This window comes from Pseudarthrobacter sp. PvP090, assembly GCF_040547365.1.
Classification (GTDB): Bacteria; Actinomycetota; Actinomycetes; order Actinomycetales; family Micrococcaceae; genus Arthrobacter.
Genome location: NZ_JBEPPO010000013.1, coordinates 61,075 through 76,219, shown reverse-complemented (window position 1 = coordinate 76,219; position 15,145 = coordinate 61,075). Strand labels below are relative to the sequence as shown.

The window sequence follows — 15,145 nt, the reverse complement described above, 5'->3', positions numbered from 1 at the left end:
GAACTGACAGGATGGCCGCTCACCGTGTGAGCTGCCGTCCTGTCAGTCCGTACACCACATAAAATTTCTAGACAGAGGGGTTCACATGGCGAACTACACTGCCGCTGATATCAAGGCTCTGCGCGAGCGCACGGGCGCCGGCATGATGGATGTCAAGAAGGCTCTTGACGAGGCCAACGGTGACGCCGAGAAGGCCATCGAAATCATCCGCATCAAGGGCCTCAAGGGCGCTACCAAGCGCGAGGGCCGCTCCACCGCGGAAGGCCTGGTTGCTGCCAAGGTCGCCGGTGGCGTTGGCGTAATGATCGAAGTCAACTGCGAGACCGACTTCGTTGCGAAGGCTGACAAGTTCATCCAGCTCGCCGACAAGGTCCTGGCCGTCGCCGTCGAGTCCGGCGCTGCCGACCTCGAGACCCTGCTCGCCACCGAGGTCGACGGCAAGCCGCTGTCCGAGGTCGTCGTCGAAGAGGGCGCCGTTCTGGGCGAGAAGGTTGTTGTCCGCCGCATCGCCCGCCTCGAAGCCGCCACAGTCGACGCTTACCTGCACAAGACCTCCAAGGACCTCCCGGCCCAGGTCGGCGTCCTGTTCGCTGTTGACGGCGAAGGCGAAGCAGCTGCCACCGCCGCCCACGACGTCGCCGTGCACATCGCTGCGATGTCACCGAACTACCTCTCCCGCGAGGACGTTCCGGCCGAGCTCGTCGAATCCGAGCGCCGCATCGCCGAGGAAACTGCCAAGGCTGAAGGCAAGCCCGAAGCAGCAATGACCAAGATTGTGGAAGGCCGTGTCACTGGCTTCTACAAGGGCGAGGTTCTCCTCGACCAGGCATTCGCCAAGGATGCCAAGAAGTCTGTCGCGCAGGTCCTCGAAGAGGCCGGCGTCAAGGGCACCGCATTCGCGCGTTTCCGCGTCGGTTCCTAGCCAGACACCAGTCGGACACTTAGTCGGACACTTAGTCAGACACTAGTCAGACACGCTGAGGGGGTGGTCACTGCGGTGGCCGCCCCTTTTGCATGCACGCAGGGTATGCCTGCAGGCCATTAACCCGGGAGCCCATCCCGGGCAGCCCGGGGTCCGGGCGGAATGACGCCTTTGGTCCCCGGCACGATACCCTTTTTCAGAGTTCACCAACGGGAAGGCACCATGGAAACCGTCACTACTTCAGCCCAGCCAAAGAAGAGCCGGCGCCGAGTCCTGTTGAAGCTGTCGGGCGAGGTCTTCGGCGGCGGGAAGCTCGGCGTTGATCCTGACACCGTCCGCGGCGTCGCCAAGCAGATCGCCGCGGCAGTCCCCGACGTCGAGGTTGCGATCGTCGTCGGCGGCGGCAACTTCTTCCGCGGCGCCGAACTGTCCCAGAGCGGCATGGACCGTTCCCGCGCCGACTACATGGGCATGCTCGGCACGGTCATGAACTGCCTGGCCCTCCAGGACTTCTTGGAACAGGCAGGCGTCGAAACCCGAGTCCAGAGCGCCATCACCATGGGCCAGGTCGCCGAAGCGTACATCCCGCGCCGCGCCATCCGCCACATGGAAAAGGGCCGTGTTGTCATCTTCGGCGCAGGCGCCGGCCTGCCGTACTTCTCCACCGACACCGTGGCCGCCCAGCGTGCCATGGAGGTCCACGCCGACGTCGTGCTGATGGCCAAGAGCGGCGTCGACGGCGTCTACACGGCGGACCCGAAGAAGGACCCCAAGGCCGAGAAGCTGCACCGCCTCAGCTACGACGACGCCCTGCGCCGCGACATCCGTGTGATGGACCAGACCGCCATGACCATGTGCAAGGACAACAACCTCACGATGGTCGTGTTCGGCATGGAAGGCGAAGGCAACGTCACCCGCGCCATTCTGGGCGAGGACCTGGGCACCGTCGTCACCCCCTAGCAACGGCTAGGATGTTTTCAGGACAGTTCCGCTCCCCGGATCCGGGGCAGGCCGACGGAACACAACCAAGACCGTGCAGCATCCCGCCAGCGGCGGGTGCACCAATTTCTGAGGAGAGACCGTGATCGAAGAAACCTTGCTCGAAGCCGGGGAAAAGATGGACAAGGCGGTTGAAGTAGCCAAGGAAGACTTCGCCTCGATCCGGACCGGCCGCGCCACCCCGGGCCTTTACAATAAGGTCCTCGTGGACTACTACGGTTCCCCGACGCCGCTGCAGCAGCTTGCCTCCTTCGCCGTGCCGGACGCCCGCACCATCCTCATCACGCCCTTCGACAAGACCGCCCTGCGCGACATCGAACGCGCGCTGAGTGACTCCGAGGTCGGCGCCAACCCGTCGAACGACGGCAACGTCATCCGGATCACCATCCCGGACCTCACGCAGGAGCGCCGCAAGGAATACGTCAAGATCGTCAAGTCCAAGGGCGAGGACGCCAAGGTGTCCATCCGCAACATCCGCCGCAAGGCCAAGGAAACCCTGGACAAGCTGGTCAAGGATGGCGAGGCCGGCGAGGACGAGGGCAGCCGCGGCGAAAAGGAACTGGATGCCATGACCAAGGCTCACGTCGACGGGATCGACGAGCTGCTCAAGCGCAAGGAAGCCGAGCTGCTCGAGGTCTGATGGCGCAGGAACAGGGGGACCCCGGAGCGCACGTCCGGGTGGGGGGGAAGCAGCGGAGTAACCCGACGCCCAAGGCCGGCAGGAATCTTCCCGCCGCTACCGCGGTGGGAGTTGGCATGCTCGTGTGTGTCCTCGGCGGACTGCTGTTGCTTCCGTTGGGGTTCGTGCTCATTGTGACCGCCTTCGCGGTCTTCGGAGTCTGGGAAGTTTTCCGGGCACTGGAAACCACCGGCACCAGGCTGCCGATTGTTCCGGTGATGACCGGCACCGTTGCGATGCCGGCAGCAGCCTACTTCGGCGGACCCGAAAGCCTCCTGTTCGCGATTCTGCTGAGCAGCGTCGCGACGCTGATCTGGCGGTCCCTGGAAGGCGCCGCCGGTTCCGCGCGCAGCATCTTCGCCGGTGTCTTCACCCTGGCCTGGATCCCGTTCCTGATCAGTTTCGCCGTGCTGCCGCTGCACACCTTTGTTGGGGAGACGCCGGTGGGGTTGTGGCCCGGCGGCGTTGTTCCCGCCGGGGCGTGGCAGATCGCCACCCTCCTGCTCCTCGTGGTCGCCAACGACACCTTCGGCTACCTCGTCGGGGCCTCGCTCGGCAAACACCCGATGGCGCCGAAAATCAGTCCCAAAAAGAGCTGGGAAGGCTTCGCCGGATCCATTGCCGGCGCCACGGCAGTCGGCGTGCTCGCCGCCGTTTTCCTGCTGGACAAGCCCTGGTGGGTCGGCGTCGCGCTGGCCGTGGGCATGGTGGCTGCGGCCACGGCCGGGGACCTCTCCGAATCCATGGTGAAGCGCGAACTCGGGATCAAGGACATGAGCAGCATCCTGCCCGGGCACGGCGGCGTCATGGACCGGCTGGACTCAATCGTCTTTGCGTGCCCGGTGGCATTTATCCTCTATTCCGTCTTTGCCGGCGTGTGAGGAACCGCCAGCTCCACTCTCCGGCCCCTAGAATGGTGCCGGGCAAACCAGCCGAACGGCATTGAAGGAAACAACAGTACAGTGGACATTCAACGGCAGATTCCTGCTTCCTTTGACCGCGTGCAGCGGAACCAGTATGGCTATAACGCCAAGCAGGTCGACCAGTTCATGCAGCGTGCGCGGGTTTCATTTGAGGCCCCCCAGTCCGCCGCCCGGCCGGTCAAAAGCGCCGACGTCAGGGCGGTCGCCTTCGATCCCGTCAAGGGCGGCTACGCAGCCGCCGGCGTGGACGCGGCCCTGGACCGGCTGGAAGACGCCCTGGCCCTGCGGGAACGGGATGAACTCGTGGCCGCGCGCGGCGAGGAAGCCTGGCTCCGCGAGATCGGCCGGCTCGCCGGGCTGCTACGCGGGCGACTGCACCGCCCCGACGGGGAGCGCTTCCGGCGGCCCGCCAAGGCCAAGGCCCGCAGCTACAACACCATGGACGTTGATGACCTCTGCCACGACCTGATCGGATACCTCGAAGAGGACAAACCGCTGAGCGTGGACAATGTCCGCCGCGCCGTCTTCCGTCCCGCCGTCGGCAAGGACGGATACGAGGAAAACCAGGTGGACGCCTTCCTGGACCGGGTCGTCGAACTCATGGCCGCCATCGACTGAGCGTCCTCAGCGCTCGGTGACCAGCGGCCGCTCCGGAGTGTGCAGCCGCGTCATGAGCCGGGTAATGCCCCGCGGCACCCGCTTCCTGGTGGCGCGCGACACCAGGACCATCACGGCAAACGCGGCCGGCACCGTCCAGGCGGCGGGCTGCGCCAGCCACGGCGCGGTTCCGCCGGCACCCAGCACGGCCCCTGCCACCATGGCGCCGCCGCACAGCATGGCCCCGGTGGCCATGCCGGCGATCGCCCCGGCGTCGGTCAGTCCGCGCCACCAGATGCCCAGCAGGAGCACCGGGCAGAGCGTGGACGCGGTGAACGCAAACACCATCCCGACACTGCCTGCCAGCGCGAGGGAACCCGTCATGGACGCCAGGCCCAGCGGGACCACCGCCGAGATCACGGCCGCCCGGCGGAAGCCCTTCACGCTGCCGCCGAAGAGGTCCTGGCTGATCACCCCGGCGAGCGAGACCACCAGCCCGGAGGTCGTGGACAGGAACGCGGCTAACGCCCCGGCCAACACCAGTGCGGACAGCAGGTCTCCCGCCACCCCGCCCACCAGCTCTCCCGGGAGCAGCAGCACCAGCGCATCGGCCTGCCCGCTTTGCGCCAGTTCGGGGGCGAACATCCGGCCGATCAGCCCGTACGCCGTCGGGAACAGGTAGAAGACCGACAACAGGCCCAGCACGATCAGGGTGGTGCGGCGGGCCGACTGCCCGTCCGGGTTCGTGTAGAAGCGCACCAGCACGTGCGGGAGCCCCAGGGTCCCGAACAGCAGCGCCACCAGCAGGGAGATGTTCTGGTACATCCCCGCCGGAGCCGCGCCCGTCGGATTCACCGACGCTTCCGCGACGGGCGGAGTTCCGGAGTCCGCCAGCGCGAAGACGATAAAGAAGATCGGCACCGCCAGCGCGGTCAGTTTCAGCCAGTACTGGAACGCCTGGACAAAGGTAATGGAGCGCATCCCGCCCGCCACCACCGTGACGCAGACGACCGCGACAACGGCCACCATCCCCACCCACGCCGGCAGCCCGGTGGTGATCCGGATCGCCAGCGCCGCGCCGTGGAGTTGCGGGACGATATAGAGCCAGCCGATGATCACGACGACGACGCTCGTGACGCTGCGGACCACGCGGGAGTCGAGCCGGGCCTCGGTGAAGTCGGGAATCGTGTAGGCGCCGGAGCGGCGGAGCGGCGCGGCGACGAAGAGCAGCAGCATGAGGTAGCCGGCGGTGTACCCCACCGGAAACCACAGCGCGTCCGTGCCGGAGAGCAGGATCAGCCCGGCGACGCCGAGGAAGCTCGCCGCCGAGAGGTATTCACCGCCGATCGCGGAGGCGTTCCACCAGGGCCGGACCGTCCGTGACGCCACATAGAAATCCCCGGTGGTGCGCGAGATCCGCAGCCCGTAAAAACCGATGGCGGCCGTGGCCAGCGAGACGGCGGCGAACGCCGCGATGCCGACGGCCGGGTTCACGGCCGCCTCACTTGTCCCCGACGAGATCCCGGTAGCGGGCCTCGTTCCGGGCCGCGGTCCGGATGTACAGCCAGGCGCTGAGCCCGATCACCGGATAGATCCCGGCGCCCAGCAGCACCCAGTCGAAGGGCAGGCCTACAATCGTTGATTCCGCGAGCCCGGGGACCAGTCCCAGCATGAGGGGGAACGCGGCCAGGATCAGCAGGAACCCCGCGGCCACCACCACGGCAAGCCGCAGCTGCGAGCGGATCAGCGAGCGGACAAACACCTGGCCGACGTCGGATTCCTCGGCGGCGTCGCGCGAATCGGCGGCGGACCGTACGGCAGGCAGCGCGCCGATTCCCGGCACAATGGTGCGCGGGGCGGTGACGCGGACGCGGGTCATGCCTGCGGCCGGATCCGGGTCGTCTCGAGCTTCTCCCGCACCGAGGGCAGGTGCCGCCGGCTGATGGGCAGTTCGGCCCCCGCCACGGTGACGCTGGGCCGGGCGGCGGCAAGCTTCATATGGCTGACGTGGTTCAGCGCGATGAGGTAGGACCGGTGGATCCGCAGGAACCCTGCTTCGGCCCACTGCTGTTCCAGATCGGCCAGCGGGACCCGGATGAGGTAGCTGGCGTCCGCGGTGTGCAGTCTGGCGTAGTCGCCCTGGGCCTGGACGTAGGTGACGTCCTCGCGGCGGATCATCTTCGTGGTGCCGCCGAGGTCCACGGTGATCATTTCCGGCCGCGGGGCGCCGTCCTTGAGCAGCTCGCTGATCCGGCCGATCGACTTCGCCAGCCGCTCGGCGCGGACCGGTTTCAGCAGATAGTCCACGGCGGCCAGGTCGAAGGCTTCCAGGGCGCAGTCCTCATCAGCGGTGACGAACACGACCGCGGGCGGCTTGCTGCTGCGCGCGATGACGCGGGCGATGTCCAGGCCGGAGAGGGCGGGCATGTGGATGTCGAGGAATACGGCGTCGACCTCCTCGGCCTCGAGGGCCCGCAGGGCCTCGGCCCCGGAGGAGGCGCGGTGGATGGTGCCGATCCGGTCATCCCGGCCGAGCAGGAAGGCCAGTTCCTCCACGGCGGGCAGCTCGTCGTCGGCGACGAGGACGTTAATCATGGTCCAAGACTAACGCCGGAGGCGTTAGGCCCCTATCAGGCATCGTGGCGGGGCTGCGACTTGGGGACGCGCATCGTGATCAGGGTGCCTTCGCCGGGCGCCGTCTCGATCACCAGGCCGTGGTCGTCGCCGTAGACCTGCCGCAGCCGGGCATCAACGTTGCGCAGCCCGACATGCTCGCCGTCGCTGTGCCCGGCGAGGACAGCCCGCAGCTGTTCCGGATCCATGCCCACGCCGTCGTCCTCGATGGTCACCTCGGCGAAGGCACCGGAATCGTTGGCAGTGATGGAGATGTGGCCGGGGCCCTCCTTGGCCTCGAGGCCGTGCCGGACGGCGTTCTCCACCAGCGGCTGCAGGCTCAGGAAGGGGATCACGGTACTGAGCACCTCGGGGGCGATCCGCAGGCTGACCTGCACGCGGTCGCCGAAGCGGGCCCGCTCCAGCAGCAGGTAGCGGTCGATGCAGCGCAGCTCCTCGGCGAGGGTGGTGAAGTCCCCGTGCCGGCGGAAGGAATAGCGGGTGAAGTCGGCGAACTCGACCACCAGCTCCCGGGCCCGGACCGGATCAGTGTTGATGAAGGACGCGATCGCGTTCAGGGAGTTGTAGATGAAGTGCGGGCTGATCTGGGCCCGGAGCGCACGCACCTCGGCCTCCATCAGCAGCGTGCGGGAGGCGTCGAGTTCGGCCAGTTCCACCTGTGTAGCCACCCAGTCGGCCACCTCGCTGGTGGCCCGGACCAGCCCGGCGCCGGCCGCCGGGGCGAAGGCCGCCACGACGCCCACCACACGGGTGCCGGCCCTGATCGGGGCGATCACCGCGGCGCGTTCCACGTCCGTGCGGGTCGCCACCGCGCCCCGGCCCTGGGCGAGTTCCTGCACCTCGCCGGCCGGGATCACCGCGGTATGGCCTCCGTCGAGAACCCCCGCCGCGAGCTCCATCAGCAGCGGCTCGAGCTCCTCCCCGGCGCCGTCCCAGGCCAGCACGCCGTTCGTGTCCGTGATCGCGAGCGCGTCGCAGCCCAGCAGGCTGCGCAGCTGCCGGCTGGCTTTGGCGGCGCCGGCAGGATTCAGGCCCGTCCGCAGGTGCTGGCCGGCGCGCGACGCCGCGTGCAGCGTCTTGTAGGTGGCCCGTTCCGCGTCGGTGCCAAGCTCCCGGAAGGAGCGGAGCACCTTGAGTCCAACGGCGACGACGACGGCGATGGACGCCGCGATCACGGCGATGGCGGCGGCGATGAACAGGGGGGAGTCGGGCATGGGCCCAGCGTATCGCGGCACCCGCCGGGCAGGGGGCGAAAGGGCACCGGACCGTGCTGGAGGCACCGTTGACCGCAGCATCCCGACCGCTGAGCGACGCAGGGTCCGGCGGTTCTGGAATGTTGCCCGCATCACGCGAGACAGTGATTGCAGTCACATTGGCCGGAGGGCTGTTTGGAGCAGGCCGAGGCAGCCGGTGTGGACTCACATGTCTCAACGAGGAGGAACGATGGGTCACGAAGCCCAAGAAACGGACGCCACGGCGGCCGTGGACTTCAAGGAAGTCCAGTCGACGCCGCGGTTCCAGGAACTGCGCAAGCGTCACCGCAGCTTTGTCTTTCCGATGGCCATTGCATTCCTGCTCTGGTACTTCGCTTATGTCCTCCTGGCCGACTACGCGGTGGAGTTCATGTCCACCAAGGTCTGGGGCAACATCAACGTCGGCCTGATCATGGGTCTGGCTCAGTTCGTGACCACGTTCGCTATCACCGGCTGGTACGTCAGCTACTCGAACCGGAAGCTTGACCCGATCGCAGCGGAAATCCGCCACGAAATCGAGGGCCACGAATTCGACAAGCATGGCAACCAGATCAGCGGGGTAAAGAAATGACGTTTATGGTCCCCGCAGTCAACGTTGCGGATCTCAAGGAAACCACGCTGCTGAACATGGGCATTTTCGCCCTGTTCGTGGCGGTCACGATGATCATCGTGATCAAGGCAAGCCGCAACAACAAGACGGCCGCCGACTACTACGCCGCCGGCCGGTCCTTCACCGGACCGCAGAACGGCACCGCCATCGCGGGCGACTACCTCTCGGCGGCGTCGTTCCTGGGCATCACCGGCGCCATCGCCATCAACGGCTACGACGGCTTTATGTACTCCATCGGCTTCCTGGTCGCCTGGCTCGTCGCCCTGCTGCTCGTGGCCGAACTGCTCCGCAACACCGGCAAGTTCACCATGGCCGATGTCCTCTCCTTCCGGCTCAAGCAGCGCCCCGTGCGCATCGCGGCGGCCATCTCCACCCTCGTGGTCTGCTTCTTCTACCTCCTGGCCCAGATGGCCGGAGCCGGCACCCTGATCTCCCTGCTACTTGGCATCAGCGACTGGGGCGGACAGGCGCTGGTCATTATCGTCGTCGGCGCCCTGATGATCATGTATGTACTGATCGGCGGCATGAAGGGCACCACCTGGGTCCAGATCATCAAGGCCGTGCTCCTGATTGCCGGCGCTGCAGTGATGACCCTTTGGGTCCTCGCCATCTACGGCTTCAACCTCTCCTCCCTGCTGGGCGGCGCGGTCGAAGCCTCAGGCAACCCGAACCTCCTGAATCCGGGCCTGCAGTACGGCAAGACTGAAACCTCCAAGATCGACTTCCTGTCCCTGGGCCTGGCCCTCGTGCTTGGCACCGCGGCCCTACCCCACGTGCTGATGCGCTTCTACACGGTTCCGACCGCCAAGGAAGCCCGCAAGTCCGTGGTCTGGTCCATCTGGCTGATCGGCCTGTTCTACCTGTTCACCCTCGTCCTGGGCTTCGGTGCTGCGGCGCTGGTTGGCGCTGAAACGATCAAGGCAGCCCCGGGCGGCGTCAACTCCGCCGCACCGCTGCTGGCGTTCCACCTCGGCGGCCCGCTGCTGCTCGGTTTCATCTCGGCGGTGGCCTTCGCCACCATCCTGGCCGTCGTCGCAGGCCTGACGATCACCGCGGCGGCATCGTTCGCCCACGACATCTATGCCAGTGTCATTGCCAAGGGCAAGGCCGACGCCGCCACCGAGGTCAAGGTGGCGCGGCGCACCGTGGTCGTCATCGGCCTGCTGGCCATTATCGGCGGCATCTTCGCCAACGGACAGAACGTGGCGTTCCTGGTGGCGCTTGCCTTCGCGGTGGCGGCCTCGGCCAACCTGCCCACCATCGTGTACTCGCTGTACTGGCGCAAGTTCACCACCCAGGGCGCCATCTGGAGCATGTACGGCGGGCTCGGCTCCGCGATCATCCTGATCGCGCTGTCCCCGGTGGTCTCGGGTGCCAAGACGTCCATGATCCCGGGCGCCAACTTCGCGATCTTCCCGCTCAGCAACCCCGGCATCGTGTCCATCCCGCTCGCGTTCTTCCTGGGCTGGCTCGGTTCGGTGCTGGACAAGAGGCTGGAAGACACCACCAAGCAGGCCGAAATGGAAGTCCGCTCCCTCACGGGTGTGGGCGCCGAAAAGGCCACCGACCACTAAGCACCAGCCGCCGGTGATCCACACCGGCCGGCCAACGGCAGGAGCCCCCGTGCAAACGCACGGGGGCTCCTGCCGTTCCGGCGTCCGCCGGAACCCTCAGCCCCCGGCGGAACCGCGTTCCAGCAGCGGCTGGATCCGGAACGGGATCAGCTCACCCATGGCCAGGGCGGTGTCCGTCCGGTCCACGCCGTCGCAGGCAAGGATCTTGCCGTTGATCCGGAACAGATCCTCGGCGTCGAGCGCCACCACCCGGAGCAGCAGGTCCGCCGAACCGGTCAGGCCGTAGCCCTCCAGGATCTCCGGAATGGCGGCCAGCTCCTGCGCCAGCGTGCCAAGCTTCTGCTGCTGGACATGCACCGAGATGAAAGCCATCAGCGGGTAGCCCAGCGACACCGGATTGATGCGGCGCTCAAAGGTCAGGAAGACGTGCTTTTTCTCCAGCTGCGCCATCCGGGCCTGCACGGTATTCCGTGACAACCCCAGCTTCTGGGCCAGTGCCACCACGGTCCGGCGGGGGTCACGGGCCATGGCCGAAAGAAGGCGGGTGTCGGTGCCATCCAAGGGTTGCATAATGCGCAAGATTAGCACGGTGTCAAGGCGCCGGACAGTGCAGAATGCTCAATCTATTCGCAGGTGGTTGTACCCAATGGGCATTGTGAGTAGGGTCACAGATATCCGGGGCAACGGCGCCCGGGCGGCCGGCGCGCACCGGGATCACGAGTCCCGCGGGCACCGGTCAGACGACGTCAGAAGGTGCGTACTACTGTGTTTACCGACGACGCGGGCAAGGGCGGCATTTCCGCCGGGGGCCCCGGGAACAGTGCAGAATCAAACAGGCGGACGGGCGGGGACCTCGTCCAGCTCATCACCCCCGGGGGTGAACGCGTAAGCCATCCCGAGTTCGATCCCTGGGTCCAGGACGTCAGCGACGACCAGCTCGGTGCGCTCTACGAAGACATGGTGGTCATCCGGCGGATCGACGCCGAGGCCACCGCCCTGCAGCGCCAGGGTGAACTCGCCCTCTGGCCGCCGCTGCTGGGCCAGGAGGCCTCCCAGATCGGATCGGCCCGGGCCCTGCGTGACGACGACTTCGTCTTCCCCAGCTACCGCGACAACGGTGTCGCCTATGTCCGCGGAGTGAACCCCGAGGACATCGTCAAAGCCTGGCGGGGCAATGCCCTGGCCGGCTGGGACCCATACACGGTCAACGTCGCGACCCAGCAGATCATCATCGGCGCCCAGACCCTGCACGCCACCGGCTATGCCATGGGAATCCAGAACGACGGCGCCGACTCGGTCGCCGTGGCCTACTTCGGTGACGGCGCCACGAGTGAGGGCGACGTCAACGAGGCCCTGGTGTTCGCCGCCAGCTTCCAGTCCCCGGTGGTCTTCTTCTGCCAGAACAACCACTGGGCCATCTCCGAGCCCGTCCGGCTGCAGTCCCACATCCAGATCGCGGACCGCGCGGCAGGCTTCGGCATCCCCAGCATGCGGGTGGACGGCAACGACGTCCTGGCCGTGATGGCGGCAACCCGCATCGCCATCGACCGCGCACGCCATGGCGGCGGCCCCACCTTCATCGAGTCCGTCACCTACCGGATGGGCCCGCACACCACGGCGGATGATCCCACCCGCTACCGCGACGCGAACGAACTCGAGGACTGGGCCGCCAAGGACCCGATCGCCCGGCTGAAGTCGCTGCTGGAGCGCAAGGGACTGCTCACCGGCGAGCTCGAAACCGCCGTCGCCGCCAAAGCGGACGCCGTCGCCAAAGCGCTGCGGGCCGGCACCATCAACATGCCCGAGCCGCAGCCGATGGACATCTTCAAGCACGTCTACAGCACGCCGCATTCCCCGCTGGACCGCCAGCAGGACCACTATTCCCGTTACCTGGCTTCCTTCGGCGATCCCGCGGAAGCCGCTTCTGAAGAAGGTGCACGCTGATGACGCAGATGACCTTTGCCCGAGCCATCAATTCGGGCCTGCGCAAGTCCCTCGAAAACGATCCCAAGGTGATCCTCATGGGTGAGGACATCGGCGCCCTCGGCGGTGTCTTCCGCGTCACCGACGGCCTGCAGAAGGACTTCGGCAAGCACCGCGTCGTGGACACCCCGCTGGCCGAGTCCGGCATCATGGGCACCGCCGTCGGCCTGGCCTACCGCGGGTACCGCCCGGTGGTGGAGATCCAGTTCGACGGGTTCATCTACCCGGCGTTCGACCAGATCGTCAGCCAGGTCGCCAAGATGCACTACCGCACGCAAGGCGCGGTCAAGATGCCCATCACCATCCGCGTGCCCTTCGGCGGCGGCATCGGATCCCCGGAGCACCACTCCGAGTCCCCGGAGGCCTACTTCACCCACACCTCGGGCCTGCGCGTCATCAGCGTCTCCAACCCCCAGGACGCCCACACCATGATCCAGCAGGCCATCGCCTCCGATGATCCGGTGCTCTACTTCGAACCCAAGCGCCGCTACCACGACAAGGGCGAGGTGGACGAGACCCTGGACCTCAGCGCCGCTTTGTCGATGGAGAAGGCCCGCGTCGTCACCGAAGGCAAGGACGTGACGCTCGTGGCCTACGGCCCGCTCGTCAAGACGGCCAGGGACGCCGCGCTCGCCGCCGCCGACGAGGGCGTGTCGATCGAGGTCATCGACCTGCGCTCGCTCGCCCCGCTGGACTTCGCGACCCTGGAGGCCTCGGTCCGGAAGACCGGCCGGCTGGTCATTACGCATGAAGCCTCCCAGACCGGCGGCATCGGCGCCGAAGTGGCCGCCAGCATCACCGAACGCTGTTTCTACCACCTCGAGGCTGCCCCGGTCCGGGTCACCGGCTTCGACGTCCCGTACCCGTACTCAAAGCTTGAAATGCACCACCTCCCGGGTCTGGACCGGATCCTGGACGGCGTCGACCGCGCCCTGGGCCGCCCCAACTCCCTGAGCGGGCTGGAAGGATGAGCGCCACCATGATCAAGGAATTCAGGCTGCCGGACCTTGGCGAAGGTCTGACTGAATCGGAAATCGTCGCCTGGAAGGTCGCGGTGGGTGACACCGTCACGCTCAACCAGATCATCGCCGAAGTCGAAACGGCCAAGGCCGTCGTCGAGCTTCCCTCGCCGTTCGCCGGCGTGGTCGCGGCCCTGCACGAACAGCCCGGCACCGTGGTGGAGGTCGGCAAGCCGATCGTCTCCTTCGAGGTGGAGGGCGACGACGGCGGTCCCGCCGGCGGTTCCGGAGCCGCTGGTGCCGGTGCAGACTCGCCCGCCAAGCGCGAACCGAACCTCGTCGGCTACGGCGCCGTCCTCGAGAATTCCGGCCGCCCGGCCCGCCGCGCCCGCAGCTTCGCCGCCCCCGCGGCCGCGCCGGTGGCTGAGCGCGTCGACGCCGCCCCGGTGGTTCCGGTTGCCGAGCCTGTGGCCGCTCCGGTCGTTCCGGCGGCAGGGCGTGTTGAGGCGCTGCCTGCGTCCGAATCCGCGGAACGCCCGCGGTCCACGCCGCCGGTGCGCAAGCTCGCCAAAGATCTCGGCGTCGACCTCGCTTTGGTCACCGGCACCGGGGAATTCGGGCTCATCACCCGGGACGACGTCCGCAACTTCGTCGGCGGGGGAGACCTGCCGGTCGCGCCCCGGGACCTGGCCGGTGTGTCCGCGCAGGCTCCGGCGCAGGGGGAGCGGGAAACCCGGACACCGATCAAGGGCGTGCGCAAGTTCACCGCGGCCGCGATGGTCTCCAGTGCGTTCACCGCACCGCATGTCACGGAGTTCCTGACGATTGACGTGACCCCGACCATGGAGCTGCTGGCGAAGCTCAAGGCCAGCCGCGCGTTTGCCGGCTACAAGCTCACGCCGCTGACCCTGGTGTCCAAGGCCGTGCTGATCGCGCTGAAGAACCACCCCACGCTCAACACCCGCTGGGACGAAGCCAGGCAGGAGATCGTCCAGTACAACTACGTCAACCTGGGCATCGCGGCCGCCACGCCGCGCGGCCTGACCGTGCCGAACATCAAGGACGCCGACCGGAAGTCCCTGCTGGAGCTCTCCACAGCGCTGACCGAACTGACGGACACGGCGCGCGCAGGCAAGACTGCTCCGGCGGACCTGTCCGGGGGCACCATCTCCATCACCAACATCGGTGTCTTTGGCATCGATGCCGGCACGCCCATCCTCAACCCGGGCGAGGCCGCCATCCTGGCCCTCGGTGCCGTGCGGAAGATGCCCTGGGAGTACCAGGATGAGGTGGCGCTGCGCCAGGTCATGACGCTGAGCCTGTCCTTCGACCACCGCCTGGTCGACGGCGAACAGGGCTCACGGTTCCTGCAGGACCTCGGCGCCATGCTGTCCGATCCGGGCATGGCCCTCGCCATGGTCTAGCGGCCAAAACCCAAACCTGCCGGCTGCACCCCCTCGGGGGAGCGGCCGGCAGCTTTTTTGCGGCCTGTTTGTGGCCTGTCTCCTGCGCGGGGTCGCTCCACGCGGGGGTTCTTCCCCGCGGGTTTGCCGTCCGGGGGCACTTCGAGGCCAATATTCGACGTCGGCGGCCTGGTTGTCGGCGTGTCCGTGCCAAAGTGCCCCCGGAGCGCAGGCGGACCCAGGTACAAGCTGCCGTTGGGTGATGCGGGGGCGGCCGGCAGATGCCGCGTGCGTTGGTTAGTGAGCAGGGGCTCTTTTGTGCGCGGGAGGTGCGGGGGTTGTCTCTGTGCGGGGCTTCTTCCCCGCGGGGCTCTTTTGTGCGTGGGTATCCCCGGGCGCGGTTGTTCCATGCGCGGTTCTTCCACCTGGGTTTGCCGTCCGGGGGCACTTCGAGGCCAATATTCGACGTCGGCGGCCTGGTTGTCAGCGTGTCCGCGCCAATGCGCCCCCGGAGCGCGGACGCGGACTGGGTGGCCTGCGTGGACGCGGACTGGGTGGACTGCGCGGACGCGGACTGGGTGGACTGCGCGGACGCGGACTGCGTGGACG

15 protein-coding genes are annotated in these 15,145 nt (G+C 67.3%); 10 read left to right on the top strand and 5 right to left on the bottom strand.

Annotation, left to right across the window (positions count from 1 at the left end; all coding sequences use genetic code 11):
• Positions 1–85: 85 nt before the first annotated feature.
• From tsf to ABIC21_RS15610, 5 genes are all read left to right on the top strand, one after another.
• Complete coding sequence (gene tsf / locus ABIC21_RS15630; RefSeq protein ID WP_354351297.1) at positions 86–922, top strand: translation elongation factor Ts; 837 nt, start codon at positions 86–88, stop codon at positions 920–922.
• 222 nt (positions 923–1,144) lie between these two features.
• Positions 1,145–1,882, top strand: coding sequence for a UMP kinase (gene pyrH, locus ABIC21_RS15625; RefSeq protein ID WP_354351296.1), 738 nt, complete (start codon positions 1,145–1,147; stop codon positions 1,880–1,882).
• A 121-nt stretch (positions 1,883–2,003) separates the two neighbouring features.
• Entirely contained in the window at positions 2,004–2,561 is a 558-nt protein-coding gene (frr, locus tag ABIC21_RS15620) for a ribosome recycling factor (RefSeq protein ID WP_282380703.1), read from the top strand.
• Complete coding sequence (locus tag ABIC21_RS15615; RefSeq protein WP_354351295.1) at positions 2,561–3,481, top strand: phosphatidate cytidylyltransferase; 921 nt, start codon at positions 2,561–2,563, stop codon at positions 3,479–3,481. Before frr ends, ABIC21_RS15615 begins: the two co-directional genes overlap by 1 nt.
• Positions 3,482–3,562: 81 nt before the next feature.
• Positions 3,563–4,141 carry a DivIVA domain-containing protein gene (locus ABIC21_RS15610; protein WP_354351294.1) on the top strand — a complete coding sequence of 193 codons (579 nt, stop codon included), beginning with the start codon at positions 3,563–3,565 and terminating at the stop codon, positions 4,139–4,141.
• Between the two features lie 6 nt (positions 4,142–4,147).
• Here ABIC21_RS15610 and ABIC21_RS15605 read toward each other — a convergent pair whose 3' ends face one another.
• Genes ABIC21_RS15605 through ABIC21_RS15590 form a run of 4 tightly spaced genes read right to left on the bottom strand, consistent with a single transcriptional unit; the run spans position 4,148 to position 7,968 of the window.
• Complete coding sequence (locus tag ABIC21_RS15605; protein WP_354351293.1) at positions 4,148–5,614, bottom strand: sodium/solute symporter; 1,467 nt, start codon at positions 5,612–5,614, stop codon at positions 4,148–4,150.
• A 7-nt stretch (positions 5,615–5,621) separates the two neighbouring features.
• Positions 5,622–5,999, bottom strand: a complete 378-nt coding sequence (locus ABIC21_RS15600) for a DUF485 domain-containing protein (RefSeq protein ID WP_354351292.1) — start codon at positions 5,997–5,999, stop codon at positions 5,622–5,624.
• On the bottom strand, positions 5,996–6,715 hold the full coding sequence (locus ABIC21_RS15595) for a LytR/AlgR family response regulator transcription factor (RefSeq protein ID WP_354351291.1): 720 nt from the start codon (positions 6,713–6,715) through the stop codon (positions 5,996–5,998). The genes ABIC21_RS15600 and ABIC21_RS15595 overlap by 4 nt, the downstream gene beginning before the upstream one ends.
• Before the next feature lie 35 nt (positions 6,716–6,750).
• Complete coding sequence (locus ABIC21_RS15590; RefSeq protein ID WP_354351290.1) at positions 6,751–7,968, bottom strand: sensor histidine kinase; 1,218 nt, start codon at positions 7,966–7,968, stop codon at positions 6,751–6,753.
• 229 nt (positions 7,969–8,197) lie between these two features.
• Between ABIC21_RS15590 and ABIC21_RS15585 the strand changes: the two genes are divergently transcribed.
• On the top strand, positions 8,198–8,578 hold the full coding sequence (locus tag ABIC21_RS15585) for a DUF485 domain-containing protein (RefSeq protein WP_354351289.1): 381 nt from the start codon (positions 8,198–8,200) through the stop codon (positions 8,576–8,578).
• The gene (locus tag ABIC21_RS15580) at positions 8,575–10,191 is read left to right on the top strand and encodes a monocarboxylic acid transporter (protein WP_354351288.1); all 1,617 of its coding nucleotides are present in this window, start codon (positions 8,575–8,577) and stop codon (positions 10,189–10,191) included. The genes ABIC21_RS15585 and ABIC21_RS15580 overlap by 4 nt, the downstream gene beginning before the upstream one ends.
• A 96-nt stretch (positions 10,192–10,287) precedes the next feature.
• Here ABIC21_RS15580 and ABIC21_RS15575 read toward each other — a convergent pair whose 3' ends face one another.
• Positions 10,288–10,761 carry an Lrp/AsnC family transcriptional regulator gene (locus ABIC21_RS15575; protein WP_354351287.1) on the bottom strand — a complete coding sequence of 158 codons (474 nt, stop codon included), beginning with the start codon at positions 10,759–10,761 and terminating at the stop codon, positions 10,288–10,290.
• 195 nt (positions 10,762–10,956) lie between these two features.
• On the opposite strand from ABIC21_RS15575, the gene pdhA reads away from it, so the two are divergent.
• The 3 genes from pdhA to ABIC21_RS15560 are packed head-to-tail and all read left to right on the top strand — an operon-like array spanning position 10,957 to position 14,557.
• Positions 10,957–12,135: a pyruvate dehydrogenase (acetyl-transferring) E1 component subunit alpha gene (gene pdhA, locus ABIC21_RS15570; protein WP_354351286.1), complete on the top strand. Its 1,179-nt coding sequence runs from the start codon at positions 10,957–10,959 to the stop codon at positions 12,133–12,135.
• A complete protein-coding gene (locus tag ABIC21_RS15565) occupies positions 12,135–13,145 on the top strand; it encodes an alpha-ketoacid dehydrogenase subunit beta (protein ID WP_354351285.1) in 1,011 nt (336 codons plus the stop codon). The genes pdhA and ABIC21_RS15565 overlap by 1 nt, the downstream gene beginning before the upstream one ends.
• Entirely contained in the window at positions 13,142–14,557 is a 1,416-nt protein-coding gene (locus ABIC21_RS15560) for a dihydrolipoamide acetyltransferase family protein (protein ID WP_354351284.1), read from the top strand. Before ABIC21_RS15565 ends, ABIC21_RS15560 begins: the two co-directional genes overlap by 4 nt.
• Positions 14,558–15,145 lie beyond the last annotated feature (588 nt).